Raw genomic sequence first — 23,730 nt, forward strand, 5'->3', positions numbered from 1 at the left:
GCGCAGACTTGAATTGGAACAGCGTTTGTTCGTGATTGCTGAACAAAAACGGCAATTGGAAGCGAATGTGGGGCATCACGATCAACTTGCAGGGATAGTCCAATCGATTGAAGCATTCTGCCAGCGCGTCCAACAAGGGCTCAATGAGGCCACTTTTGAACAAAAACGCCAACTTATCGAGCTGTTAGTTGACCGTGTCGTGGTCACCGGGGAAGAGGTGGAGATCCGCTATGTGATCCCCCTCTCTCCCACGAGTGAGCAGACTCGTTTTTGTCATTTGCGATTAGACTATTTCGATTCCCCAATGGCTTCGGACAGCCAGAGCAAACTGCTGAACCGAGGAGAAGCTGAGCAAATAGTAGCGCGTTTCTTGGCTCATCTCTTGATAGATGTATCGTTTGGAACGGACCATACCGATGGCCTGCAAGCCTTTCCATTTCTTTTGCGGGTCCAAATACTCCAAGATTTCGCGATCACAAATCGTCGAGTACTCTCTGACCTCTAGCCGCCCATGTCCCTTTTCTACAAATCGTTCTGAGCCAGCCTCGACCAACGTCGAGGCTTCTTTCTCGGCCAGTGCAAATGTCGCCTTGACCTCTTCGTACAAGTAGCCTTGGTTGTCTTTCAGGGCCAGAGCATAGCCTCCCTCTTGCTCGATGATTTGCTCGGCAATCTTGATTTGGGTTCCCATGGCATCAATGGTCACGATACATCCTTTAAGGACTAATTGCTTTAATAACAGAGCGATGGCGGTGATTTCATTGGATTTCTGTTCGGTGGCCAACTGTGCCAGGACTAGGCGGTTTTCGACGGACCAAGCGCTCACTAGATGCAGCGCTTTCTTGCCTGCTCCCCGATCATGAGAGCGTCGCAGTGTCTTGCCATCAATGGCCACTACTCCCTTAACCGTCCTGCTGATCCCTTGAACCCACTGCACAAAGCTGGCTTCAAACTGCTTGGGATCTATGAGACCAAAGACTCGGCCAAAGGTGTCATGAGAGGGGATTCCATTCGGTAAATCGAGCAATTCCTGAAAAAAGGCGGCCTTCGCCTTTCCGAACTCTTCGATTTCCACCCATCCATCTGCTCCACAGATCGTGCCACAGATGGCTATGATCAGAATATCTCGCAACCGATGCCGTTTTGTTCGGTCGATGCGTGGATCCTCCACTCGAGCAAAGATCGTTTCCAGTGCCTGCACGTCTTCCATCTCCCCTCCTCCTGGTTTTTAGGCTTTATTTTATCATCCCTCATTAGGGCGCTTGCGCTGTTGTGCGTGCTAGTTTGCTCCGCAATCACCTTTCATACAACCGTATGAGCAAAGAGCACGTGAAAAAGAAGAGGAGAGATTCTTTTCAAGAGATCCCTCCTTGATGCATCTAGCATTCTCTTTGGATGAGATGTGTGGGGATATATCCCCAGTAGAAAGAGGCAATTGTATGTTCGAGGGATTCCAACTATCGATGATTGATACCGGTGAAGCAGTGATCAGGGTACGATATGCAGGACATGGCCCTGGACTACTGCTTTTGCATGGTCATCCCCAAACCCATGTCATGTGGCATAAAATTGCGCCTCGCCTCGCTCAACATTTTACCGTAGTTGCCGCCAATTTGCGCGGCTATGGAGAGAGTAGCAAGCCTCCGACGACACCCGATCACGAGCCATACTCAAAACGAGCCATGGCACGCGACCAGGTCGAAGTCATGCGACAACTAGGTTTTGAGCAATTCAGTGTCGCCGGACATGATCGAGGTGGTTATTGTGCTTACCGGATAGCCCTTGATCATCCTCAGCGTGTGTCCAGGTTGGCTTTGTTTGACAACATCCCTATTGGGGAGGCATTTCGACGAACCACCAGAGAGTTTGCACTTGGGTGGTACCACTGGTTCTTCTTTGCGCAACCTGATTTGCCAGGGCGACTGATTCTAGAGAATCCTGACAATTTCTATCGCTGGGGAAAGCGCATGCGAGCAGAACTGCCAGCCTACTTTACACCAGAAGCCGTAGAAGATTATCGGCGCTGTGTCTACAACCCTGACACCATCTGTGCGATGATTGAAGAGTATCGTGCTGGTGCTACCTATGATTTTGCACTCGATAAGGCTGATCTTGGCAAGAAACGCATTTCCTGCCCAATGCTCGTCCTGACGTGCCTGAAGGATGATCTCAAAGACTACTTCGATATAGAGGCTATTTGGCGGGAGTGGGCCGATGATGTACGGTTTGAGTCTCTAGATGCTGGTCATTGCGCTGCTGAAGAACGCCCAGAGGAAACATATCGAGCATTGTTTACTTTCTTCACAGCACCATAATGAGGGGAATGAGCTTGATACCCAAAAATCGCCTCTCCCGCTTTGGCATCCCCTGAAAAGGGGATGCCCCTCAGACTGTAGTCAACAAGTTGCTACCGTCGGCGTCCTCGCTCTTGGCATGAATTTTGATGAGTACTGAGAAGTCAAAAAGGTTGAATTCTAGGTTCATTAGATGCGATTGCCCTGGTAGGGGGCCACATCTTTTGCGTCTAGTCTGTTTAGGGCGCAATCTGCTACTTATGCGGCTTGTTGCCAGGATTCTGTCTCACGCAAAAAACCTTGCCACACCCCCGGCTGAGGTCTGCATGACGATTGCTCGCGTTTTCTCCACAATTCCTGCACATCGGTCTGGATAACTTCGTGGATAAATGGGTTGTGCGCTGCCCTATAGTTCAGGTATGCTTCGTAGGAAAGAACGTTCTTTCCTCTCCTGAGACTACTCAGGCCCCTCTATTTCTGGTGTGCTTTTGTTGTGCTTCTCAAGGATAAGGAGGGAATCAGTATGCCTGCAACCATCGAGGGGGAGGAGCAGCGTCTCGCCCCACGCAGCCTTGTTGTGCGTCGCCGCCCGAGGTCCTCGCCAGGAAAAGCGCCAGCGGTCCAGACCGTGCGTGCTTCTCAGTTCGCCAAACCGCGAGCGCAGCGCACCACCACAACCGAAGAAGTGCCGGAATTCTCGCGTCCGTCAGCTCCAGCGCGATCCTCACGTCGAGGAGGATGCCCCTTGGGCTAGGGATGTTGTGTGCTCTGCTGCTTGCCCTGGGTGGATCGGTGATTATGAGCTGGAGCAGTCGATTCATTGACGACATTCACTATGGCTACCCCAGGACCACGCAGGTCGACCACATTGTGGGCCACGAGGTCGATCCGCACCTACAAACCCACTTTACAGCTATCAACCTCAAGGGCCAAGTGTTGATTTTTGAGGTGCCCAGCGGCGATCCAGCCCATGTGCGACTCCTGCAAGGCCCTCGCCTTGTTGGTCCTGGCGCTGACCTAGCGCCAGTTACGCTCACCTTCTCGGGCGATGCACGCCATCCGGACCTGGTGGTAACGGTAAACGATCTCCAAGTAGTCTTCCATAACACCGGAACGAGTTATGCGCCGATGCGATAAAAGCAAGAAGCCTTCATCAAATACGCCACTGCTGACCAGGCTATAATGGTTGCTCTCCGTCTCTAGTATGGAACTGAAACAGAGTAGGAATCTGGCATCAGGCCTCTACTCTGTTTTGCTTCCGTTTGATTCTTAAGAGACCAATTGGTTATTTCAACAGCACGTTTTCCAATTTTCTCTTCAACAGGAAGAAGAGTATAATTAACGAAAATGCATTTACGCATTTAAATTGTTAAAAGTGTAGGAGAAAGGGCAATCCTTGAAAGCAACAGAACGAACACTTCACGAAATTATTAACTCACCGGATCATTATATGATCCCTGTTTTTCAACGCTACTACTCTTGGAAAGAAGAAAATTGGGAACGGCTTTGGAACGACCTCTATGCACTCGTAGAAGCAATGTCTGAGCCAAAGAGTAAAAGACCTCGAACGCACTTCCTTGGTGTCATTGTTTGTACATCTGATGAGCTCGAACCTGGAAAGCTGCCGAATTATCAGGTTATTGATGGGCAACAGCGATTGCTGACCTTATCTATCTTGTTGTGTGCTATTCGTGCAGTTGCCAAATCCCACCATCTAGATAATACTGCTGCTGAGATTACAGAAACCCTGCTGATTCATAAATTTGAAATGAAAGGGAAGCATTACCGGATCTATCCTCGCCTGCATGATCGCCAGATCTATAAAGACCTCATCGATGAGCGGGAACCTCATCGGAATGTTGCGGCAAGCGAAAGTCAAATCTTGAAGGCGTATGTCCCCACGGGATGCGCAACGAGATGTATCTTCGGCTGAGGTGGCTCCGTAAGCCCATTCAATGTTCTCACTTTTTTCTAGCAAGGACTCAAAAATACCTCTGCCTTATAGAGGCAGCTAAGCAATGAGAGACGCTTTCAAGCCAATTTACTGATGAGGTAAAACTCGTTGCGCATCCCGTGGGTATGTCTACTTCCAAGAACAAATTACTAAGGATTTTTCCTCACCAGAGGAGCTTACTACGTTGTTTAGCATCATGAAAACACAGCTGAACTTTGTGCTCATCACCATTACCAGAGAAACTCCCGAAAACCCCTACCTCATTTTTCGATCACTCAATTCCACTGGCCAAGATCTGACCCAATGGGATTTAGTACGCAACTATGTGTTTATGCATGTGCCAGAACAACAGCAAGAGATGTTTGACCATGATGAATGGACCTCGCTTGAGCAGCGCTTTGAGCAAAAAGCCAAACGGTTAGCAGCGAAGAAAAAAGAGGGGAAGAAAAAGACAGCAGGCGAACTCCTTACCAGTTTTTTCCGCGATGTTCTCATGAGTAAAGGCAACTATATTCCGGAGGGGGAAGTTTTTGAAACCTTCGAACTTATCTACTCTGGTAATGGAAATACTCTGGATCCTTCTGACTTTGTCAGTGAACTTGAGATTCAAGCGACTGGCTATGACATAATTGATGGAACGTCCACACATTCAAACCCAGAAGTGCAACGAGCATTCCAAATGGTTCGCGAGTTTGATATTAGTGCATCCTATCCTCTTATCCTTGCCCTCCTAGATAAACAACGGGAAGGGGTTCTCAGCGATGAAGAACTCGCTCAGGCTCTTGTTGCAATCGTTAGCTTTGTTGTTCGCCGATCCATCTGTCGAGAGAGTACACGCTCCCATGGACCCCTCTTCTGTGAGGCTTGCAAAAAATTGGAGAGCCGTCCCCTGGTAAATTTACTTGCCTACTTGAGCAAAAATTGGCCAGATGATAGTCGATTTATTCCTGCGCTCCAAACTGCCAAACTTTACAAAACCTTGTATGGTAAAGATATTCTTTGCTGGATCGAACGAACCCTTCAACGTAAAAGTGAGCCTGTCCATCTCGACCGCTGCGATATTGAGCGGATTATGCCAGAAAATCTGACAGCGAGCTGGCAACATGTTCTTGGACCAGAAGCACAGCAAATTCATGCCCAGTATGTTAGTACTCTCGGCAATCTAACGTTGCTTGGTAGTAATGAAAATAGAAAAATCAAAGATAAAGCTTTTCAGGAAAAGAAACCTGTTTATATCGCAAGCAGACTTTCATTAAATGACTACTTTCACGATTCTAACCTGGATCAATGGGGTGAAAAAGAGATTCTAGCTCGCGCTGCAAAACTCGCTAAGATTGCGGCCCAAATTTGGACGTGCCCGCCTAGTTCTGACGAGTCGACACGAATTGCCGTCCAACCGCTACGACTTTTGTAGCGTATGGTAGAGCCGATTTTGTTAGACCTCATTTGATTGATGCGCATCAATTCACCTTGTCGTGGGCTTCAGGTCGTATCTCACAACACAGGAACGAGCTATGCGCCGATGCGATAAAACAAGAAACCTTCATCGCGATGATTCAAGAAGAAAAGAGCAATCGTCATCCCTCTGGCAGCTGGGTGTGACAAGTTTTTTTGCGTCGAGCTCATCCAGACTAGACGATGGCTCTCAAACGGGAAAATCGAGGAAAAAATATGCCGGGACCCCAGATTGATTTGCTACGTTACTGCGTTCTAACGTGCTCAAGTAATGTATGGGGTCATTTTGGCAGTCAGTGCACTGACTGCCAAATGGTTTCTTCTGTCTAATTAGATGCCATCCTTTTTGCAGGAAGCCGTAATGAGTAGCGATTTGCACCATCCATATCCTCTATCGAGCAGGAAACCAATTTGCCTCACGAATACGTCGCGCGTAGGCATCAGCCAAGGGTTGTCCAGATCTGTGGATAGCTGCAATGGTCTCTTCATTATTAGACGAAACACGCTGATGGGAGATGAACCACTCCTCCCCATCCCATTGCGCTAAGGCGTAAGCAGCTTGCGGATTGCCATCAAAAGGAAAGCCAACCGATCCAATAGACATCACTCGTTGCCCGCGAATAGTGCCCGATGAACAGTAGTGGATATGCCCGTAGACGATCAAGTTGGCCTGTTCCCCTCTCAGCATTGCAGCCGCTTCTTCTTCAGGTGTGATCCTGGTAAATGTGGTTCCTAACGGGTGTGGTTCGAGGATCAATACGTCTTCAACACTGCGAGGAGTGGCATGAACAACCAATAAATCATCCTTTGGAGATTGCCCCTCAGGAGGCGTGACGCGGTAAGAGAGTGGTAACTGTTTCAGATAAGTGAGATCATCCCCCCTCAGTTGTTGCTGAGTCCACCAGCTATTGGGATGTGACGGATCTGCCTGTATGGTCTCTACATCCATATTGCCATAAAGCGTCGGGACGCGTAGATTGCGTACACATGTCATGACTTCTGCTGGCTTTGGTCCATTCATTACGAGATCGCCCGCAATGACCATCAGGTCATACTGCTGCTTCGCCAAATCGGTGAGCACGGCTTCTAATGCATCAAAATTACTGTGGATATCGGCCAAAATGGCAACACGGTAAGGGCTCTCCATTCATCTTCTCCTTCTATAACTTCCGTTTGCAATGTGGACCTCCAGCAATATCAGCTTCACGCGATCATCCCCTCCAGAAGGCTCGCAACGCATTGATGCCATGTGTTGGGCTCTGTGCTGAACAAACTCGGAATTATGCAAAAAACTTGCCGCACCCCCGATGAACCGATGGCATGAGCGAGAGGTTTTGGAGAGCAATCGTCACAACGGCCGATTTTCTCTCGCATATCACTCCTCCAGGAGCGCGGCATCGTCGATGGGATAATCCCATTGCATGCCAGTGAAGTTGGCTCCTGGTTGCAGCATGAGGTCCTTAACGATCAGCCAGGGGATCCCACGCAGGTTGGCTCCCTGGAGGTCCGCACCGCTCACCTGGACCTGTTTCAGATTGGCTCCCTGCAAGAGGGCCTTGACGAGCTTTGCCTCGTTGAGGTTCGCCTCGCTCAGGTCCGTCCTGCTCAGATCAGTTCCACTCAGGTTAGCCTGGTTCAAGTTTACTTTGCTGAGATTGGCCCCGCTGAGATGAGCGTTACTGAGATCGGCCCATTCTAACTTGGCCCCACTGAGATTGGCTCGGCTCAGGGTGGCTTTGTTCAACCTGGCCCGCTTCAGGTCCACATAATTGATGTCAGCTGCGCTGAGATCGGCCTCACTGAGATCGGCTTCGATTAACTCTGCCCACCCTAAGCGAGCCATACATAGGTTCGCCCGGATCAGCTTAGCGTGATTGAGACAGCTTTCTTCGAGGTCAACCTGGGTCAGCTTGGCGTCGCAGAGGGTAGCGTTACGAAGATCGGCCCATCTCAGACAGGCTCGGTCCAATCTGGCTCGGTCCAATCTGGCTGTGTTCAGACTAGCTCCAGCAAGGTTCGCCTGATTCAGATCGGCTTTGTGCAGCCTAGCCCCGTTTAATCGAGCGTCGTACAGAGAGGCCCTGTAGAGGAGAGCCTTGTGCAATTTGGCCTCGCTGAGATCGGCCTCACTGAGATCGGCCCGGCTCAGGCAGGTCTCATACAGGTTGGCCTGAATCAACCTGGCCTTGCTCAGATTGGCCCCGCTGAGATCGGCCTTGCTCAGATTCATGCCAGAGAGGTCAGCCCCTCCCAGATTCACCTCTCTGAGATCAGGCCGCACATCTGGAGCGTCCCGTCGCCATTGGTTCCACGCTACTGTTCCCTGGCTCAATCGAGCCAGGTGCTCCTGATTCGCCATCGGTGCTTTTTCTCCTTGTTACCTTTTCTGTCGAGAGTATACTGGTACGTTCGTTGCAAGACAAGTGGGAAGAGAAGGCAGTACCTGTGCTAGTGGAGCCGAAGAAGACGCAACTCGAGAGGCCTTTCGTAGAAGGAAACGATGGCATAGAGGCAAAGGGTCTCCATGCGCAAACATTCTTGCCACACCCCTGGCAGCTGGCGGGTGCGGCAAGTTTTTTTGCAAGGTTCCAGAGAGGAGTTGATGATGTGGGCCTGGCCATGACGATTGCTGTCTTGACGTCTGTCAACCCTCCCTAGTAGTAAAAAACTCTCACGCGTTATGAGGAGACGAGTGAGAGTTCGGTCAGCACAGGATAATGATCGCTGGGATAGATAGGAGGAGTCGCGTCGCGCAGGATCTCGCAGGAGTGAACCTTGAAGGAGCCTGTCCCATTCCTCGTCAGAATCCAGTCGCAACGGCATGCCGGTGAGAAGTGTTCTCCTTCAAATGCATGATACGTCAGGGCCGTCTTTGTCTCTTGCTTGCCGGAAGCATGATACGTATCCACAAAACCCTGGCCAAGAAAGAAGCAATAGCAGGCATTGGTGATGCAAGGTTCAAGGGTGAGGAGCTGTGCATCAGGAACCTCAGTAGGAACATTAAAATCACCTGTGACCAGCAGAGGAAGATGATCGAGATGGAAGGCTTCAAGTTGCCGAAGGATCAGAGAACATGCTTGCTGCCGCGCTTCTTCGCTGACTGAATCCAGCTGTACGTTCATGTGGCAGAATTCTCTCCTTGTCTCACGATGACGAAACTTCGCCCAGGTCGCAGCACGAACATAGGCGCTTCCCCATCCAAGAGACCACTGCTCAGGCGTTGGACTGAGCCAGAAGCCGCCAGTGTTGAGGAGATCCAGGAGAGAAGGTTTCCAGAAAATCGCGTTATAGTTGATCCGTGTTTCTCTCATCGTTTCCGGCCCCAGGACCCACTGATACTCGTGAAACTGCTCTCGGTACGTCTCCAGGTTTTCGCGCATGAGTTCCTGGAATCCAATGATGTCAGGAGACGTACATTTCATAACGGCAGTGTTGAGCAGTGCGCGGTGTTCCCAGGCATTCATGCCATCCCGACCGGGAACAGCTCCACGGATATTGAAAGTCATGACTCGAAATGTCATCAAAAAGTCCTCCGCTTGTTGCAATTAAAGAAACACCTGCTTGTCGCAGGCTCACCGATCAATGGTGCGAAGACGTTTCCCCCGCAAATACCTATGTTCATCTATTTGACCCAAGACCGAGATACGTGCAAAAACAGAGCAGAGATGTGAGATGTTATACCTTATGCCTATGTCCTGTTTTTGCACGTATCTCGGTCTTGGGTCAGTCGGTTTGGTCCTGCTCAATTGAGTGCCTTCTGAAAGAAAGTGACGATACGCTGGACGTATTCGCTTCTATCTTGTACGATGCCGCTGACATGTGCCATGCCGGGTAGTGTCCACGTCTGTACGTGAGCATCATGGCCTTTGCGTGCGGCAGCGGCCAATTGGAGCATGTTTTCAAAAGGAACCAGGTCATCGGCGGTACCGTGAATGAGCAGCAAGGGGCGCGGCGCGATCTTCGCCACAACGTCGACTGGCCCTACCTGATCATAATCGATGCCATAGAGCAGTTTTGCTGCCAGCAAACACTCTGGCAGCAAAATGCCAGGGACGCCCGACTTCTCGCGAATAAGAGACGAAGCCTCAGCAAAGGCACTGTCGGTGACGACTGCCTGGATGGCCGGTTCTTGAGCGGCGGCAAGCAAGAGCGTCGCTCCCCGAGAGAATCACCCCAGCCTTCGATGCTGCGTGGACGCCCCAGGTTGGCATAGGGCAATGTTCCCGAACGCAGGAAATCAACAGCCCCAAGGACATCACGTTGCTCATAGTATCCCAGAGAAAGCCGCGCAGGAGCCGATTCACCATTCCCACGGAGATCGAAGGCTAGCACAGCAAAACCATGCTGCGCTAGTGCTATGCTTGCATCCATTGAGGGGGAGTAGGAACGATTCGCATGCAGGCCATGAACGACAATGATAGCATGCTGTGTGGTGAGATGACCATCAGCGAGGACACCGGGAATGAACCAGCCCTGTAACTGTAGGTGATCCTCACGACTGAAAATGCTGACACGTTGATAGCGTAAGCCAAAATCAGCAGGTGTACTGATAAGGGCGGATGCTGAGGGCTGGGTCAAAAGGGTGGCAAGAGCAATGGATAGAATACTATAGAGGGCAAGGAACAAGATCAGAAGAATGACAAAGATTTTTTTGCGCAAAAAAACGCGGCGCAAGCTTCCCTGAAATGGTGGCTGCAAAGATTTTGGTGACGAAGAACGTTTCAAGGACATACACAAACCTCTATCGTTATTCATCAAGATGTTGAAACACTGATTGTGATGGTGTAACCAGTGTAGTCGATGGATGTCGGCTCCTCCATGGGTCATTTGACCCATTTTTGACACGAGCCTGTCCCTCTCATGCTGTACGTTCCGTTGAAAAACCGCAGAGGACAGGGATACTGCTGCTAATAGAGGGTAGCAGCACAAAAAGAGTCAAAAAGCAGGCTTTTTCATCTGCTAAGGTTCTCCAGAACCTAGCCTGGATACTGCTGCTAAGGTTCCAACGTTCACCGATGCATCGGAAATGAGAGAGAAAAAGCAGATAATACTCGTTTTATCTTTCTTACCTATGTCCTAGTTTTACACGTACTTCGGCTCTAGGTCTATTTTCTTTTGTATGAAAGTTGCCAGATCTCATTTGTGACAAATTTCATGTTGATTTTTCCCTGACTTCACTGTTTGCAAAAAAACTTGCCGCACCCCACCCAACTGGCCAGGCTGTGACGATTGCTTCGGCTTTCTCCACAATTCGTGCACACCCTCTGAGGATAAGTTCGTGGAAAAATGGGTTGTGCGCGCCCCTCTGATTCAGGTATGCTTCGTAAGAGCAAGCGCTTTCTCCTCTGCCCTGCCCCCTCTCAGCAGGCTCCTCTATTTCTCGTGTCTTGATGTGCTTTTATAGCCAAGGGAGGGAATCGTTATGCCTGCAATCATCGAGGGAGAGGAGCCTCGTCTGGCTCCACGCAGCCTTGTTGTGCGTCGCTGCCCGAGGACCGAGCCAGGGAAAGCGCCAGCGGTCCAGACGGCGCGCGCGTCTCAATTCGCCAAACCACGAGCGCAGCGCCCTGTAACGACTGAAGAGGTGCAGGAATTTTCGCGGCTGTCAGCTCCACAGTCGAAAACGTTCCGAGGTGGGAGTTGGCTCCTGCCCCTTGGGCTGGGGATGTTTTGCGCCCTGCTCCTCGCCCTCGCTGGGTCTGTGGTGTTCACCTGGAGTAGCACGCTCATGGACGGGGTACGCTATGGCTATCCAAGGACGACGCAAGTAGAACACATGGTGGGCCATGAGCGAGATCCACGAGTCCCAACGCACTTTACCGCTCTCAATCTCAAGGGGCAAGTACTGATCTTTGAGGTGCCCGGCGGCGATCCCGGGCATGCGCGACTCCTGCAAGGCCCTCACCTGGTTGGAACTGGCGCGGATCTGGCCCCGGTCATGCTGACCTTCTCAGGCGATGCAAAGCATCCTGATCTGGTGGTGACGGTCAATGGGCTGCAGGTGCTGTTTCACAACAGAGGAACGAGCTATGCGCCAATGCGGTAAAGGCCAAAGGGGCAATTGTCATCGCGGCCACCACTATGGGTGCCCCACACTTTTTTGCATTGAGTCTGTCCCAGGTAGCAGGGCATCACCACAGGCGGCGTCAACGTGCTGAGAGCCTCATTGGGGGAGAATCGCGCGAAGTTGGTAATCCGTAGGAGGCCCACACGCAAAATCGCGTTCTAGTGCGATTGACATCTCGATGCGAAATCACCAAAAAGAGGGCGGTGGTGGAAAACAGCGTGACCAGAAAGAAAAGAGGGAAAGACAGGATGATATAAGGACAGACACACATACATGCATTTAAGGAGGATTGGACGATCTGAGAAGTCCTCTTAAGCGACAGCGTTCAGGGCCTCAATATACCCTTGGTAAAGAAAAAGGAGTGACGCGCTGGAGGATGGCCGTTGTTGATCTCCTCCAGCGCGTCTCGATCGTTCGCGGCTCGATCGTTACTACTTCCCGAAGAAGTCCCGGTCCGCGGCGGCACACCTCTCCTGATACGTCTTGAAGAGTTGCGAGCGCCTCTCCTGGAACTCCTGATTAATATCGGTGAGCTTCCGGCGTTCCTGCATGGGCTTCCGGAGCTCGGCCTCTTTCGCCTCCTTGAGCGACTTGACGCCGTCCTGGAAGTCCTGGTAGTACTGTTTTTTCTGAGCCACGTACCGCTTGTACTTCTTGGACTGTGACACGATTCCTCCCGGAATCTTTGTCGGGTTCCCTCTAGCGGTTGCTAGGGGATCAATCGGAGAGGTTCTTGCTTCCTCTGTCCACCCTCCGCGCAAGCGCGATCTGAGCAAACATTAGCACCACCACTCCTTGGTCTCCTTCACACACTGCACCTTCTGCAGCTTGCGGCGCGAACCCTTGCAGCTGAATGAGACCTCTCTTGTTGCCAAGTAGTATACCATGCCAGGCACAATCTGGGTATGCATCTCTCTCTACACGAATATGACCCGGTTGCTAGGAGCTTCATTGAGAGAGAGATCATACGAACTCATACTGCGGGAAGATCCGCACCCCCAGGCCAACGAACCCTCACTCCTTTCCTCCCATATGATTCAGGCCGTACGCTCACGATAGGCACGTTGACGACAACGCCCAGAACAGTACGCTTTCTGTCGCCCTCCACGTTGACGACCGCACGATTGCACCAGTTCTGCTCCACAGAAGAGACAGGTTTTCCCCTTCACCCCGCCTGAACGGTGAAAGGAACGCTTCGCTCGCTTGGGTGCATCGTTCGCGCCCCTTTTCTGCTGATGACGCTTCCAGGGGCGCGTGGGACCGGAGCGCGGTATTGGAAACATCGGAGTCAAAGGTGCACTGGATCGCCTAGCTTGTGCCTTTCGGCTTCGATAGGCTCGTTGGCGACACCGACCAGAACAGTACTGTTTTGGTCGGTGCCCTCTCATGCGCTTGAGAGGGGTTCCACATGGGCAAGTCTCTCGACCCAGATGACGTGATGAAGATGCCGTGTGAGAGCGTCTTGGATGACATGAGCGCTCTGTGGAAGGCAGATAGGCATCAGGAGAGGCTAGTACAGGAGAGGTTGCCAACGAGGACGAGGCTAGAGGTGCGATCTCTTGAGGGGCTGCAGATGAGAGAGGAGAAGGAGAAGAGGGAGCAGACAGACAGGAGCGATCCCTGCGACGAAACAAGAGCGATCGAGGCTGTGGCTGGCTTTCACCATGAGATTCCTTTTGAGTATGTGCCTGTGTGAGCGCCTTGCCCCACATCTCTTGCCATCGCTCATTACACACAGCGTTGCGTAAGGCCAGCATGGGGTTGACGTGCTGGCGTTGCCAATGCATACCCGAGCCTTTGAGACGTGCTTGTACCACCAGTTTATTGGCACTCTCGACCATGCCCGAGCCAATGGGCCAGCCTCGCGCTCGAAAGGCGGGATACTGCATCAAGGATTCTCGCTTGCGCAGATAGTCCAGGTGCTCCTGAATCCCCTTCTGTTGGATCAGATCGCTTCCCAAGTGATTGGCCATAAGCAGCAGAGGATGGGGACCACGATGTTTGAGCACATGCAAACACCGCTCAAGCATCTGGGAGGGGATGGACATGCCTGCATCTTTGACCGCTTCGAGCAGGTGCGTGATGTGTTCGACCGCATGAGGAAAATCCAGAATGCGAACGGCATCAGGCCGATGCCTCTGGATGAAGGCTTGGCACCAGTCTGCTCCATCGGTAACGGCACAAACATGCTGAGCCTCTCCTACGCGGCGGCGACGTATCTCGGCTTGAGCTAGACACGTAAAACTCGAGGCGTCAGCCAGACGCGAAAAATATGAGAGCTGATCGACATGGATCTCCGCTTCGCCAGCAGTGCCGCGCCGCTCTTGGGGTTGACCGATAGCGAGGGTGCGTACTTCGACCCACTGTTTGTGGAGCAGAGAGACCATGGTTCCATCGGTGCTGAGGACACAGCGTTGAGGCGGTAACTGATCTGCGAGTGCTGCTGGTTCTGAGGCCGCAGTCATCTCAGCTTCCGCCGTTTGCGCCGCTTCCATGCATGCCCCCATCCGCTCAGTGAGTCGGCGTGCGGTTTCGGCACTACACTTCACACCAAGAAGCGTGGTAAGCATCCCGGACGCCTGCTCAAAAGGCATCCAACTGGCGAGGTGGACTAGATGCTCCTGCTGGCGGGGGGCCAGTGTTCCTGGCAGTAAGCCAAGCTCCTCATCGAGGGGGAAAAAGACTGTTCCCGCACATGGGACACCATCCGTAGGTTCGCTCCAGCTGGACGCATTCTCCTCCATTGCCCTGCAGGGTTCGCTGGCGCCTGCCTCGTGCCTGCAGGGGAACGGCGCAGGTGGGGCACAAGGGCGCTGGCTGTTCTGACAGTTTCCCCCACTCGCGGCTCGCACTCGCCTGGGCAGCCTCTTGCAAGACCTGCGCCTCCAGTTCCATCATGCGTCGATGCACCTCGTCTTCGATCTCCACAAAGGTGGCTTTGGGATGGGCCTGCCGCCATGTTTTGATGTCCGTCAGGATCTCGGTGCTCTTGTGAAGCCAAGCGTGTTCGTCCATTCCTCTTCTGCTCGCTCCTTTTTCTTTCAGATCCGACTATCGTAGCATCTTTCCTTTGGCCTGAACAGACTCGACGCAAAAAGTTGTGGCGCACCCCACCACTATAATCCATTCATCACCTTCATGCTACTTGATGAGGTCCAGTTGCTCCGTTTTGACTTCGCCACCGGTATCACGGTTGCGTATGAGCCACTTGAGAGTCACACTGGCAAACTGTAACCACTGTTGTGAGCACAAAAAGATCGCTTTCAAGATTCAGTTACAAACTAGAAATCCCTTTCATGTGTTGTATCTCCCTTCGCTTCGTTCTATACTTTAGAGAGCACGGTAGATTGAAATGTTTGAGGAGTATGGTATGCTGTCCGAATCTCACTCACCACGAGGGGTGGTCCTTCTCCGATGGATACGCTCTTTCCAGCGGTGCTGGAAACCCCTGACCTGGATTTGGGGAGGTCTCCTTTTTGGGGTATTTATCAATATTGGCTCTTCCTGGCTGACAACCAAAAATTTTGATCTGAGTGGGACGCCTCTCGGCTGGGGAATAGATCATCTCTGGATCACGCTGCCACCCCTACTTCTCCTCATGCTGCTTACCCTGCTGGCTAGACTGGCTTCATTGCAGGAACAGCTTGTCTCACCGGCATCCTCTCTCACGCTGACTCCCAGGCAACGCCTGCAATTCATTCGGGGGTTTCAACAAGAGTATACAAGTCGATTGGCCTCTTCTTTGCAAGGGCAGGTGACACTTGAGTTGCACCTGCAAGAGCGAGCCGATGTCATTGCTTCTTCGGCCAGCCTCGTCTTTCATCAGCTAGAGACAGGCGAAGCCTCTCCTCTGCCATTGGAAACTTCGATTATCGAGGCTTATGATCGTGCTCAGCGCGGTCTCCTCCTTCTTGGCGCACCTGGCTCTGGCAAAACCACGCTACTGCTGCAACTGGCGCGGGAATTGTTGCAACGAGCGGAAAACGACCCGGATCAGCCTCTGGCGATCATTCTCAACCTTTCTAGTTGGGCTAGAACCCAGCTTCCTCTTGCGCAATGGCTTGGCGAGCAGTGTTCGTTGGTCTATGGCATTCCGTCGCAACTCACTGCCACATGGATCGCGCAGGAACAGGTACAGTTCTTGCTCGATGGCCTTGATGAAATGGGAGTCGCTGCACGAACGACCTGTATCGAGGCCATCAATACCTATCGGCAAGCGCATCTGGCCCCTTTGGTGATATGTTCGCGCAGTCAAGAGTATCATTCTCAGCCAGCACGCCTGATCCTTCCTGGGGCTGTGGAGATTCAGCCATTGGAACCGAGGCAGGTCTGGCAGGTGCTCAAGGGATCTGGCAAATCTCTAGCGGCAGTCCGAGCCGCGTTGCGGAGCAATGCGATTCTCAGAGACTTGCTCATCACGCCATTGATGCTGAGTATCGTCATCTTAACCTATCGTGACAAAATGGCCAAAGAGCTTCCCCAGAGAGGCTCGTCATCAGAGCAGCAACGAGAGATTTTCGAGCAGTATGTTCAGCGCATGTTGCAACGATACCGGCAGCACCGAAGCTTCCCGCAGGCACAAACAATCTCCTCGCTATCCTGGTTAGCGCACCAGATGCAACAACACCATTTGACCGAGTTTTACCTGGAAGCGTTCCATCCAGACTGGCTGAGCACGACTGATGTTCCCATTACCTATCTACTCGTCTCGTGGCTGCTTAACGGGCTACCCTTCGGGTTGATCGGCGGGCTAATCTTCGGGCTGATGGGCTGGTCGTTCGACGGGCCGGTTCACGGGCTGTTTATCGGGCTGTTTATCGGGGGGTGTTTCGGGCTGATGGGCGCGCTGACCGGCTCGCAAGACAGCAAGCAGGACCGGGCAATCAATATCGAACTTGTTGAAAAACTCGTCTGGTCATGGAAAGTGTGTGGCAAAGGGTTGCTCGTCGGACTGCTCCTCGGGCTGATCTTCGGGCTGCTCGTCGGACTGTTCGGCGGGCTGCTCCTCGGTTTGTACATCGAGCTGATCTTCGGGCTGTTTTTCGGGCTGCTCGGCGGGTTATCAGGTGCTCCTCTGACCGGGAACGTGCGTCTCCAACCGAACCAGGGAATATACACTTCAGGGTGGAATGCCTTGCGTCTTGGTCTTGTTTTTTTCCGTCAGGGCAGAGATACCGACTGAGTAGCCTCGGTCCAGCGTGATTCGAGCGAGGCCAGCACGGAAGAACGCTTGTGACGGAAACGAAACCGCGTGAGCTGCTCCTGCTGGGCACGGGTCGTCTGCTGGCGCAGTTCTCTCCACCGGCCCCGGTCAAGCTGAGCAATCTGGCGCTGCAAGTGGTGGCGGTGGGTCTCATCTTGCTCCCACCAGGGCGCATAGGCCACGCAGCGCCCATAGCGCAACAGATACGCATTCCAATTCTTGCGCCCGCTCACCCGGCGATACTGCGTTTTGAGCGCGCGAATGCTGCGCTCCATGTCATTGTTGGTGCGCGGAAAGTCCTCCCGCTCATAACACTGCACCAGGTACGGGCGCAGATTCGAAAGCACCTGCAGCAGCTCCCGTAGGCTCTCCTGTTCCAACTCCGAGAGGGGGGACGTTTCCAGAAGTTGGACCATCTGCTCGCGCCACGCGTCCAGGCGTCGTCCCACGCTCTCATTGCTCACGGGTTCTGCGAGCGTGCGTGCCGCTTCTTTCACCAGGATCGCTTCGACCTCACAGAGCCAGCCATACATCCGCTTGACCTGTCTCAGGTGCTCTGCCCAGGTTGCCCGTTCTGTCACAATTGCCTGCAGACGGGTGAGCTTCTGTTCACACCGCCGACTCACGGCGCCCCCTTTTTGAGCAAGTGCTGGAGACTGGCTTCGATCTCCTCCAGCATCTGGCTTGCCTCGACCGTCGCAAAAGTCAGCGGCTGCACGCCGTCGATATTGAGCGCGGTCAAGATCCCAGTGGCGTACGCATCCAGCACGCGGAGCTGCTCGGCCTCCTGAGGCGAGGCGGTCACGAGGGCCTTCTTGATCTGTTTGCGCACCGCACGAACCTTCGGCTGTAAGCGTTTGCGGATCGCCGTTTTCGCCGCTTTGTCTGCTTCAAAGGCGGTCTTGGAGGCATCGCGCAGCGCATGGAACTGACACACCTGATGAGGGACCTCCGGCCAGAGCTCCTGGAGTGCCAGCAGCTCACTTTCCTGGGCATCGCTGATCGTGCCCAGCACCTTCACCCCCAGCTCAACCACCGGAGTCAAGAGTGCTTTCATGACGGCAGTCTCCGAGGAGAGCACATTCTCGGCCACCAGGACCCGCCCAGTCAGCGCATCGCGGACCAGGTACACTGTCTCGTTCCCTTTGTCAGGCTGAATGCCGTCGATGGCAACAATGATGCCCCCGTTCTTCTCGACTTGGGCCAACCACTCCTGGTCCTCGTTGGCCGCACTCGCTGCCCGCAGCAACGTGCAGTACGCATCAAACAGGTAGAGCACTTCTCGGCGCGCGATCTTGACTCCCAACGGGGCCAACCGGGCCAGTAACTCGCGATGGATCTCGTCGACGGTTTGGTGCTCGACCAATCGCAGCCGCCCCACCAACAGCACCACATCCACCCCATACGTGAAGTGGGGCAGGGCCAGCGCATCCGCTCGCGCACTGCGATACGTCCGCTGATGGCCCACACACTGCGCATCGGAACAGCGGTAGCCCGCATGCACCAGTTTGATCACCTCCTGCAACGTGACCACCGTGCGTTCCGACAAGGTGACGGCCCGCCGGAGTCGCTTCTGGCAGTCGGCACAGTGTGTCACTTCGGGACGGTAAAAACGTCGGCTGACCTGGGAAAATGTCCGCGCAGGTTTCATGCGTTTCTCTCCTGGCTGTTTCTGAGATCCTTTCCTGGTGGAGAGTGTACCACATGGGCTCAGTCGGCATCTCTGCCCCTACGGTTTTTTTTCTGGTCTTCGGGCTAATCATCGGGCTGGTCTTCAACCCGCTCGCCGGATTGCTCATCGGGCTTGGCTTCGGACTGTTCTTCGGGCTGTCCAACGGCGGAAGAGCCTATTTCCAACATTATATGCTCCGATTGTTGCTCACGCAGAGTCGCGCCCTCCCCTGGAGGACTGTCCCCTTCCTGGAAGAGATGACGGGTTGCATCCTGCTTCAGCGCGTGGGTAGTGGATATCGGTTTATCCATCCCCTGTTACAAGAGTATTTTGCATCCCTGACACACTCCCCCGCCACAGAGAAGTAGTTTGCGCGAGCGGCGAGAACTTGCTTTCCAATTTTTCCTTCGCTATACTAACGTGACTGATACCATGAGAGATTTGTTGGAAAGGATTTCATCTATGCAATCATCTGGCATGCGCACATCTCTACCTCAAGCTCAACCCGGTCCCTCCTGGATTGTTCTTCGCGTTGTCTCTGTCTTCATCAAGATTGTCGCGATCCTGCTTTTGTTGGGCGACCTGGCTCTCGGTTTGCTTGTTCTCGTCGCCATAGCAAATCAGGCTACGGGCATTAACCTTCAGCCCGGCATGGAAACCCCGCCGCTCGTGCTTGGTCTCATTTCAATTGTGGATATTGTCGGCTCCCTCTTCCTGTACGCGTTTGCTGATCTCATTCTGCTTTTTGTTGCCATTGAGAAGAATACCCGCTCTAGAGGTTAGATCGCCGCTTCAGTTCTTGAGAGGCGAGGGAGCGGAGGGCGACTCGCGCTCTCTCCGCCTCTCGCTGGCTAGCGAAGCTGGCGTATAGGCGAGAAGAAGAGCCAGCCAAAGGCCAGGCTTACACCGATGGCACCAAGCAGCAGCGTTGGTCTCACTCCGACCAGGGTTCCCAGCAAGCCGCCCACGAGCGAGCCGAGCGGTGCTGACCCGCCAGCCAGAAAGCGGATAGTCGCGTTTACACGCCCTTGCAGGGTTGTAGGCGTGGTCGATTGGCGCAAACTGATCTGATTGACGTTGTAAATGGTTGCTGAAATCCCCTCAAGGAAACGCCCGGCTATGAGCATGGAGAGCGCCACCAGTAAGGGACCATGTGCCAGGGGCGTCAGCAGCGCGCCCGCGCTGGCTAGTAGAGCCGTGGCGAGGAGGGCAGGCCCTAGACCACGCCAGCGGGCAAAACGTTCGGCAATCATCGCGCCCAGCAGACCGCCCAGGCTGCCAACGCCAAGCGCGATACCCAGCAGCGTGGACGAAAGGTGGAGTTCATTGACCGCGTAGAGCGTATAGACCGTGGAGATGATGGACCAGCAGAAATTGAGCGTACTGGAATAGGCCGCGATAGCTCGTAGGAGCGGGTGCTTGAGGATAGTCTGTAAGCCCTCGGCGATCTGTTTCCAGATAGAAGGTCGCTCTTTGCTAGCCATAGGAGCGGCTTGTATCCTGATCCATTTCAAGCAGATGGCGGACATCAGGAAGGATGCCGCGTCAATAAACAGGGCGAGCGGCGCTGAGAGCACCTGAACGATCACGCCTGCCAGCGATGGCCCCGCGATCTCGTCGACCGCCCGACTTGCCTCCAACTTGCTATTCCCTTCGAGCAAGTCTTCACCCTTCACCAGTTCAGGTAGGAAGGATTGGTACGCCACGCCAAAGACAACGGCGAAGCAACCAGCCAGAAAAGCGACGGCGTAGAGATACTCGATACGCAGGAGTCCTAGCAGGAAGGCGACCGGAACCGAGCCCATAAGCGCAGCCTGCCCAATGTCGGAGATGAGGAGCAGGAGCCGACGCGGCAAACGATCTACCCAGACTCCCGCGAACAGGCTTAAAAGCAGCAACGGAGCGTATTCAGCCGCGCCCAGCAACCCCAGTTGCGCGGCATTGGCGTGTAAAGTAAGCACAGCGGTTAGTTGGAGCGCGAGCATCGAAACCTGGCTCCCAACGAGAGAGACGCTCTCGCCAAACCAGAGCTTCAGGAAGTCTCGATGAGACCATAGCCCGGAGAAGCGCCTAGACATACAGCGAGTCCATTCTATGTTAATAGAAGCGCTATAAATAAGCTATAGCGCGTAATGCACTTAAAGAGGTAGAGTATGTGGATAAGAATGAAGCGCTGTAGAGATCAATCTGGCATGACTATGACGGGAGAAGGGGCTACCCAGGAGCCAGGAAGCAGGCTTGTTGAGGATAAGGGGAAGCGTGTTATGCTGGAAGGTTGAGCGGTAAACATCACAGTGCTGATACGCATGCTCATCGTGCTCGTCCTTTCCTATAGCTTCGCTACCCGTTATTGCTGCCAAGTATACTGGCGAGCGGTGAATACGTCAAGCCTGGAGCAAAGATCGGGTGCGGCAAGTTTATTTGCGTGAGACAGAGTCCAGTGTTACCACAAGCGGCATCGATGCGCTAGAAGCCTCCTTGAGGGGATGATCTCTGGAAGCTGATACATCCCTACTTACAATTTTGTTCTAGCACGATTGGTTTCTGGATGCGAAACCACCAACGAGAGAAGCTTGCAACTCTGTATAATGTGGGCATAATCAACTCATAGCAGTGTCGTTAGAGGGGAATGGTGGAAGAAATGTCTTCTACCATCATCTCAGTATATAAAAGTATATATAGAAAATATCTACGTTAGGATGATTCCATGCATTACTTTGCCATCGTTCTTATCAAAGGTGATACGCCGAAAGAGAAGATTGAAGATACTGTTGAAGATGTGCTTGCCAGGAGCTGTTCTACTCAGAAGTCCATCTGCACGGCGGCCCAGCACCGGTGCGCCGCTTCCTGCCTGACCTCATTGACCGGATCTGGAAGGGCCAGATACACCCTGGCAAAGTCTTCGACCTGGAACTGCCCTTGGAGCAGGTGGCGGAGGGCTACCGCGCTATGGATGAGCGCCGTGCGATCAAGACGCTGTTGCGTCCGTAAGGCGCTTGCCGTCTCTTGATGCAATGGGACCTGGATAACCTCATCACACGCACCGATATGGTGCCAGCGGTGAATCACGTTGAGTTGCATCTGTTCTTCATCCAGCGCGAGGCGTGTGCTGCAGACGCGTGCCACAATGTCGTCATGCCGTCGTGGTTGCTCCTCGGGAGCTGAGAAAGGCAAGAACTGGCAGCCATCTCCGCGCTTGATAGGGGTGTTCGTCTGGACTGGATCCAGATCCTGACACATGCGACTGGGAAGAAGAGAGAGGAGAACATTATGTACCGTCAGACAAAGGAGGCCCTGCCATGACGAACTGGACACAGAAGGAGCTTGAACGCATTGGAGCTGCAGATGAACTACAGCTTGCATCTTTCAAGCAGGATGGCACGCTTCACAAGCCCGTCACGATCTGGGTCGTTCGCGTCGGTGATGACCTGTACGTGCGAGCATACCGTGGCCGTGAAACTGCCTGGTTCCGACAGACACGACGGCGGCCCGAAGGACGTATTGGTGCTGGTGGAGTGACGAAGGACGTGGCGTTTGTAGATGCAAGCACCGATGAGGTGCTCAATCACGAGATAGACGCTGCTTATCAATCGAAGTACCGCAGATACAGCGCAACGTATGTTGGCCCGATGATCGCCCCACAAGCACGTGCGACCACATTGAAACTGGAGCTAGTCTAGCGTAAAGGATGAAAGGAGGAACGCATGCCCAATTCAGATAAAGAAAGCACTATCAAGAAGACCTACGGTGACTTTGTGCCGAAACTCGTCTCGCTGACCGATGATGTCTTGTTTGGAGACATTTGGGAACGAAAGGAACTCTCGCCACGCGACCGCAGTCTCATTACCGTGGCGGCACTTATTGCTGGCGGGAACAGCGAACAACTGTCGTTCCATCTGGGCAAGGCGAAGGAAAATGGTCTGGCAGAAACGGAACTCAAAGAGGTCATTACGCACCTCGCGTTCTACTCTGGCTGGCCGAAAGCCATGTCCGCTCTGACAGTCGCCAAGCAGGTCTTCAAAAACGAGCCTTGAGATTGTACACAGAATGAGGAAGATCACATGGAATACACGAAGCTAGGACACACCGGAATGGATGTGTCTCACATCTGCCTGGGTTGCATGGGGTTAGGAGACGCAGAACATTGGATGCATAAATGGGTGCTGAACGAAGAAAACAGCCGACCGATCATCAAGAAAGCCCTGGAGCTGGGGATCAATTTCTTCGATACCGCCAATGTCTATTCCATTGGCAAGAGTGAGGAGATCCTCGGACGCGCTTTGAAGGATTTCGCGAAGCGCGACGAGGTCGTCATCGCCACCAAGGTGCATGGCAAAATGCATGAGGGACCCAATGGTGCCGGGCTCTCGCGCAAGGCGATCCTGGGCGAGATCGACCATAGCCTCAAGCGGCTTGGGACGGATTACGTGGACCTCTACCAGATCCATCGCTGGGATTACCAGACCCCGATCGAGGAGACGATGGAGGCACTGCATGACGTGGTGAGGGCTGGCAAGGCCCGCTATCTCGGTGCCTCCGCCATGTTCGCCTGGCAGTTCCAAAAGGCGCTCTACGTGGCCGAGAAGCATGGGTGGACCAGCTTCGTCTCGATGCAGAATCATCTCAACCTTCTCTACCGTGAAGAGGAGCGGGAGATGCTGCCGCTGTGCCGCGAGGAGAAGATTGGGGTGATCCCGTACAGCCCACTCGCCTCCGGCAGATTGACGCGTGACTGGTCAGCGACAAGCACGCTTCGTGCCGAAACCGATCAAATCGCCAAAAGCAAGTACGATGCGACCGCCCAAACCGATCAACAGGTCGTTTCGCGGGTGGCAGACCTCGCGCAACAACATGGAGTTCCGCGCGTGCATATTGCGCTGGCTTGGCTGTTACAGAAGCAGCCGGTGACAGCGCCGATCATCGGGGCAACGAAGATCACGCATCTGGAAGATGCCGTCGGCGCGCTGGACGTTCACCTGACACAGGAAGAGGTCGCCTACCTGCAAGAGCCGTATGTGCCGCATCCCATCGTCAGTCATCAGTAAACCGGAAGGCAGGAGAGCGCCCGTCCATCTTTTGTGAAAG

General features: G+C 53.4%; 23 protein-coding genes and 1 pseudogene. 12 read left to right on the plus strand and 12 right to left on the minus strand.

Going from position 1 to position 23,730, the window contains the following annotated elements; all coding sequences use genetic code 11:
- Nucleotides 1–283 precede the first annotated feature (283 nt).
- On the minus strand, nt 284–1,210 hold the full coding sequence (locus tag JMJ16_RS45010; protein WP_236601983.1) for an ISAs1 family transposase: 927 nt from the start codon (nt 1,208–1,210) through the stop codon (nt 284–286).
- A gap of 229 nt (nt 1,211–1,439) precedes the next feature.
- Between JMJ16_RS45010 and JMJ16_RS45015 the strand changes: the two genes are divergently transcribed.
- The 5 genes from JMJ16_RS45015 to JMJ16_RS45030 all read left to right on the plus strand — a co-directional run bounded on the left by JMJ16_RS45015 (nt 1,440) and on the right by JMJ16_RS45030 (nt 5,662).
- Complete coding sequence (locus JMJ16_RS45015; protein WP_201392240.1) at nt 1,440–2,315, plus strand: alpha/beta fold hydrolase; 876 nt, start codon at nt 1,440–1,442, stop codon at nt 2,313–2,315.
- 502 nt (nt 2,316–2,817) lie between these two features.
- On the plus strand, nt 2,818–3,048 hold the full coding sequence (locus JMJ16_RS55225) for a hypothetical protein (protein WP_236601984.1): 231 nt from the start codon (nt 2,818–2,820) through the stop codon (nt 3,046–3,048).
- Nucleotides 3,033–3,431, plus strand: coding sequence for a hypothetical protein (locus JMJ16_RS55230; protein WP_236601985.1), 399 nt, complete (start codon nt 3,033–3,035; stop codon nt 3,429–3,431). The genes JMJ16_RS55225 and JMJ16_RS55230 overlap by 16 nt, the downstream gene beginning before the upstream one ends.
- 259 nt (nt 3,432–3,690) lie before the next feature.
- Nucleotides 3,691–4,227, plus strand: a complete 537-nt coding sequence (locus tag JMJ16_RS45025; RefSeq protein WP_201392241.1) for a DUF262 domain-containing protein — start codon at nt 3,691–3,693, stop codon at nt 4,225–4,227.
- 205 nt (nt 4,228–4,432) lie between these two features.
- On the plus strand, nt 4,433–5,662 hold the full coding sequence (locus JMJ16_RS45030) for an HNH endonuclease family protein (protein ID WP_201392242.1): 1,230 nt from the start codon (nt 4,433–4,435) through the stop codon (nt 5,660–5,662).
- 432 nt (nt 5,663–6,094) lie between these two features.
- Here the strand turns inward: JMJ16_RS45030 and JMJ16_RS45035 are convergent, their stop codons facing one another.
- The 4 genes from JMJ16_RS45035 to JMJ16_RS45050 all read right to left on the minus strand — a co-directional run bounded on the left by JMJ16_RS45035 (nt 6,095) and on the right by JMJ16_RS45050 (nt 9,850).
- Entirely contained in the window at nt 6,095–6,850 is a 756-nt protein-coding gene (locus JMJ16_RS45035; RefSeq protein ID WP_201392243.1) for a metallophosphoesterase, read from the minus strand.
- A gap of 228 nt (nt 6,851–7,078) precedes the next feature.
- Nucleotides 7,079–8,062 (minus strand): pentapeptide repeat-containing protein, encoded by a 984-nt coding sequence (locus JMJ16_RS45040; RefSeq protein WP_201392244.1) that lies wholly within the window; start codon nt 8,060–8,062, stop codon nt 7,079–7,081.
- A 319-nt stretch (nt 8,063–8,381) separates the two neighbouring features.
- Complete coding sequence (locus JMJ16_RS45045) at nt 8,382–9,224, minus strand: endonuclease/exonuclease/phosphatase family protein (RefSeq protein ID WP_201392245.1); 843 nt, start codon at nt 9,222–9,224, stop codon at nt 8,382–8,384.
- 221 nt (nt 9,225–9,445) lie between these two features.
- A complete protein-coding gene (locus JMJ16_RS45050; protein ID WP_201392246.1) occupies nt 9,446–9,850 on the minus strand; it encodes an alpha/beta hydrolase in 405 nt (134 codons plus the stop codon).
- A gap of 1,275 nt (nt 9,851–11,125) precedes the next feature.
- Here JMJ16_RS45050 and JMJ16_RS45055 point away from each other — a divergent pair.
- Nucleotides 11,126–11,749 (plus strand): hypothetical protein, encoded by a 624-nt coding sequence (locus JMJ16_RS45055; protein WP_201392248.1) that lies wholly within the window; start codon nt 11,126–11,128, stop codon nt 11,747–11,749.
- Nucleotides 11,750–12,201: 452 nt separating this feature from the next.
- Here the strand turns inward: JMJ16_RS45055 and JMJ16_RS45060 are convergent, their stop codons facing one another.
- The 3 genes from JMJ16_RS45060 to JMJ16_RS45070 all read right to left on the minus strand — a co-directional run bounded on the left by JMJ16_RS45060 (nt 12,202) and on the right by JMJ16_RS45070 (nt 14,785).
- Entirely contained in the window at nt 12,202–12,438 is a 237-nt protein-coding gene (locus JMJ16_RS45060; RefSeq protein ID WP_201392263.1) for a hypothetical protein, read from the minus strand.
- Between the two features lie 369 nt (nt 12,439–12,807).
- Nucleotides 12,808–14,514: an ISKra4 family transposase gene (locus JMJ16_RS45065; protein ID WP_201392265.1), complete on the minus strand. Its 1,707-nt coding sequence runs from the start codon at nt 14,512–14,514 to the stop codon at nt 12,808–12,810.
- Complete coding sequence (locus tag JMJ16_RS45070) at nt 14,435–14,785, minus strand: hypothetical protein (RefSeq protein WP_201392267.1); 351 nt, start codon at nt 14,783–14,785, stop codon at nt 14,435–14,437. The genes JMJ16_RS45065 and JMJ16_RS45070 overlap by 80 nt, the downstream gene beginning before the upstream one ends.
- Nucleotides 14,786–15,140: 355 nt before the next feature.
- Here JMJ16_RS45070 and JMJ16_RS45075 point away from each other — a divergent pair, with 355 nt between their 5' ends.
- On the plus strand, nt 15,141–16,952 hold the full coding sequence (locus tag JMJ16_RS45075; RefSeq protein ID WP_201392269.1) for an NACHT domain-containing NTPase: 1,812 nt from the start codon (nt 15,141–15,143) through the stop codon (nt 16,950–16,952).
- Here the strand turns inward: JMJ16_RS45075 and JMJ16_RS45080 are convergent.
- From JMJ16_RS45080 to JMJ16_RS45090, 3 genes are all read right to left on the minus strand, one after another.
- Nucleotides 16,931–17,599 carry a transposase gene (locus JMJ16_RS45080; protein WP_201377911.1) on the minus strand — a complete coding sequence of 223 codons (669 nt, stop codon included), beginning with the start codon at nt 17,597–17,599 and terminating at the stop codon, nt 16,931–16,933. The genes JMJ16_RS45075 and JMJ16_RS45080 overlap by 22 nt on opposite strands.
- On the minus strand, nt 17,596–18,624 hold the full coding sequence (locus tag JMJ16_RS45085) for a hypothetical protein (protein ID WP_201377840.1): 1,029 nt from the start codon (nt 18,622–18,624) through the stop codon (nt 17,596–17,598). The genes JMJ16_RS45080 and JMJ16_RS45085 overlap by 4 nt, the downstream gene beginning before the upstream one ends.
- 104 nt (nt 18,625–18,728) lie before the next feature.
- Nucleotides 18,729–18,956 (minus strand): hypothetical protein, encoded by a 228-nt coding sequence (locus JMJ16_RS45090; RefSeq protein ID WP_201392271.1) that lies wholly within the window; start codon nt 18,954–18,956, stop codon nt 18,729–18,731.
- A 151-nt stretch (nt 18,957–19,107) separates the two neighbouring features.
- On the opposite strand from JMJ16_RS45090, the gene JMJ16_RS45095 reads away from it, so the two are divergent.
- The gene (locus JMJ16_RS45095) at nt 19,108–19,428 is read left to right on the plus strand and encodes a hypothetical protein (RefSeq protein ID WP_201392273.1); all 321 of its coding nucleotides are present in this window, start codon (nt 19,108–19,110) and stop codon (nt 19,426–19,428) included.
- A 68-nt stretch (nt 19,429–19,496) separates the two neighbouring features.
- Here JMJ16_RS45095 and JMJ16_RS45100 read toward each other — a convergent pair whose 3' ends face one another.
- Nucleotides 19,497–20,723 carry an MFS transporter gene (locus JMJ16_RS45100; protein ID WP_201392274.1) on the minus strand — a complete coding sequence of 409 codons (1,227 nt, stop codon included), beginning with the start codon at nt 20,721–20,723 and terminating at the stop codon, nt 19,497–19,499.
- A 709-nt stretch (nt 20,724–21,432) separates the two neighbouring features.
- Here JMJ16_RS45100 and JMJ16_RS57615 point away from each other — a divergent pair.
- The 4 genes and pseudogenes from JMJ16_RS57615 to JMJ16_RS45120 all read left to right on the plus strand — a co-directional run.
- A pseudogene (locus tag JMJ16_RS57615) lies at nt 21,433–21,636 on the plus strand (IMP dehydrogenase); the annotation flags it as partial.
- A gap of 308 nt (nt 21,637–21,944) precedes the next feature.
- Nucleotides 21,945–22,325 (plus strand): DUF2255 family protein, encoded by a 381-nt coding sequence (locus JMJ16_RS45110; RefSeq protein WP_201392279.1) that lies wholly within the window; start codon nt 21,945–21,947, stop codon nt 22,323–22,325.
- Between the two features lie 24 nt (nt 22,326–22,349).
- Nucleotides 22,350–22,679, plus strand: coding sequence for a carboxymuconolactone decarboxylase family protein (locus JMJ16_RS45115; protein ID WP_201392281.1), 330 nt, complete (start codon nt 22,350–22,352; stop codon nt 22,677–22,679).
- 27 nt (nt 22,680–22,706) lie between these two features.
- On the plus strand, nt 22,707–23,690 hold the full coding sequence (locus JMJ16_RS45120) for an aldo/keto reductase (protein ID WP_201392283.1): 984 nt from the start codon (nt 22,707–22,709) through the stop codon (nt 23,688–23,690).
- The last annotated feature ends 40 nt before the right edge of the window (nt 23,691–23,730 follow it).

The sequence above is a fragment of the Ktedonobacter sp. SOSP1-52 genome (assembly GCF_016587395.1).

Coding starts and splice junctions, on each gene's coding strand:
- JMJ16_RS45065 (WP_201392265.1), bottom strand. CDS start 14,514: ATGGAGGAGAATGCGTCCAGCTGGAGCGAACCTACGGATGGTGTCCCA.
- JMJ16_RS45075 (WP_201392269.1), top strand. CDS start 15,141: ATGCTGTCCGAATCTCACTCACCACGAGGGGTGGTCCTTCTCCGATGG.
- JMJ16_RS55225 (WP_236601984.1), top strand. CDS start 2,818: ATGCCTGCAACCATCGAGGGGGAGGAGCAGCGTCTCGCCCCACGCAGC.
- JMJ16_RS45115 (WP_201392281.1), top strand. CDS start 22,350: ATGCCCAATTCAGATAAAGAAAGCACTATCAAGAAGACCTACGGTGAC.
- JMJ16_RS45085 (WP_201377840.1), bottom strand. CDS start 18,624: ATGAAACCTGCGCGGACATTTTCCCAGGTCAGCCGACGTTTTTACCGT.
- JMJ16_RS45070 (WP_201392267.1), bottom strand. CDS start 14,785: ATGGACGAACACGCTTGGCTTCACAAGAGCACCGAGATCCTGACGGAC.
- JMJ16_RS45040 (WP_201392244.1), bottom strand. CDS start 8,062: ATGGCGAATCAGGAGCACCTGGCTCGATTGAGCCAGGGAACAGTAGCG.
- JMJ16_RS45035 (WP_201392243.1), bottom strand. CDS start 6,850: ATGGAGAGCCCTTACCGTGTTGCCATTTTGGCCGATATCCACAGTAAT.
- JMJ16_RS45010 (WP_236601983.1), bottom strand. CDS start 1,210: ATGGAAGACGTGCAGGCACTGGAAACGATCTTTGCTCGAGTGGAGGAT.
- JMJ16_RS55230 (WP_236601985.1), top strand. CDS start 3,033: ATGCCCCTTGGGCTAGGGATGTTGTGTGCTCTGCTGCTTGCCCTGGGT.
- JMJ16_RS45095 (WP_201392273.1), top strand. CDS start 19,108: ATGCAATCATCTGGCATGCGCACATCTCTACCTCAAGCTCAACCCGGT.
- JMJ16_RS45110 (WP_201392279.1), top strand. CDS start 21,945: ATGACGAACTGGACACAGAAGGAGCTTGAACGCATTGGAGCTGCAGAT.
- JMJ16_RS45090 (WP_201392271.1), bottom strand. CDS start 18,956: ATGGATAAACCGATATCCACTACCCACGCGCTGAAGCAGGATGCAACC.
- JMJ16_RS45100 (WP_201392274.1), bottom strand. CDS start 20,723: ATGTCTAGGCGCTTCTCCGGGCTATGGTCTCATCGAGACTTCCTGAAG.
- JMJ16_RS45045 (WP_201392245.1), bottom strand. CDS start 9,224: ATGACATTTCGAGTCATGACTTTCAATATCCGTGGAGCTGTTCCCGGT.
- JMJ16_RS45055 (WP_201392248.1), top strand. CDS start 11,126: ATGCCTGCAATCATCGAGGGAGAGGAGCCTCGTCTGGCTCCACGCAGC.
- JMJ16_RS45120 (WP_201392283.1), top strand. CDS start 22,707: ATGGAATACACGAAGCTAGGACACACCGGAATGGATGTGTCTCACATC.
- JMJ16_RS45015 (WP_201392240.1), top strand. CDS start 1,440: ATGTTCGAGGGATTCCAACTATCGATGATTGATACCGGTGAAGCAGTG.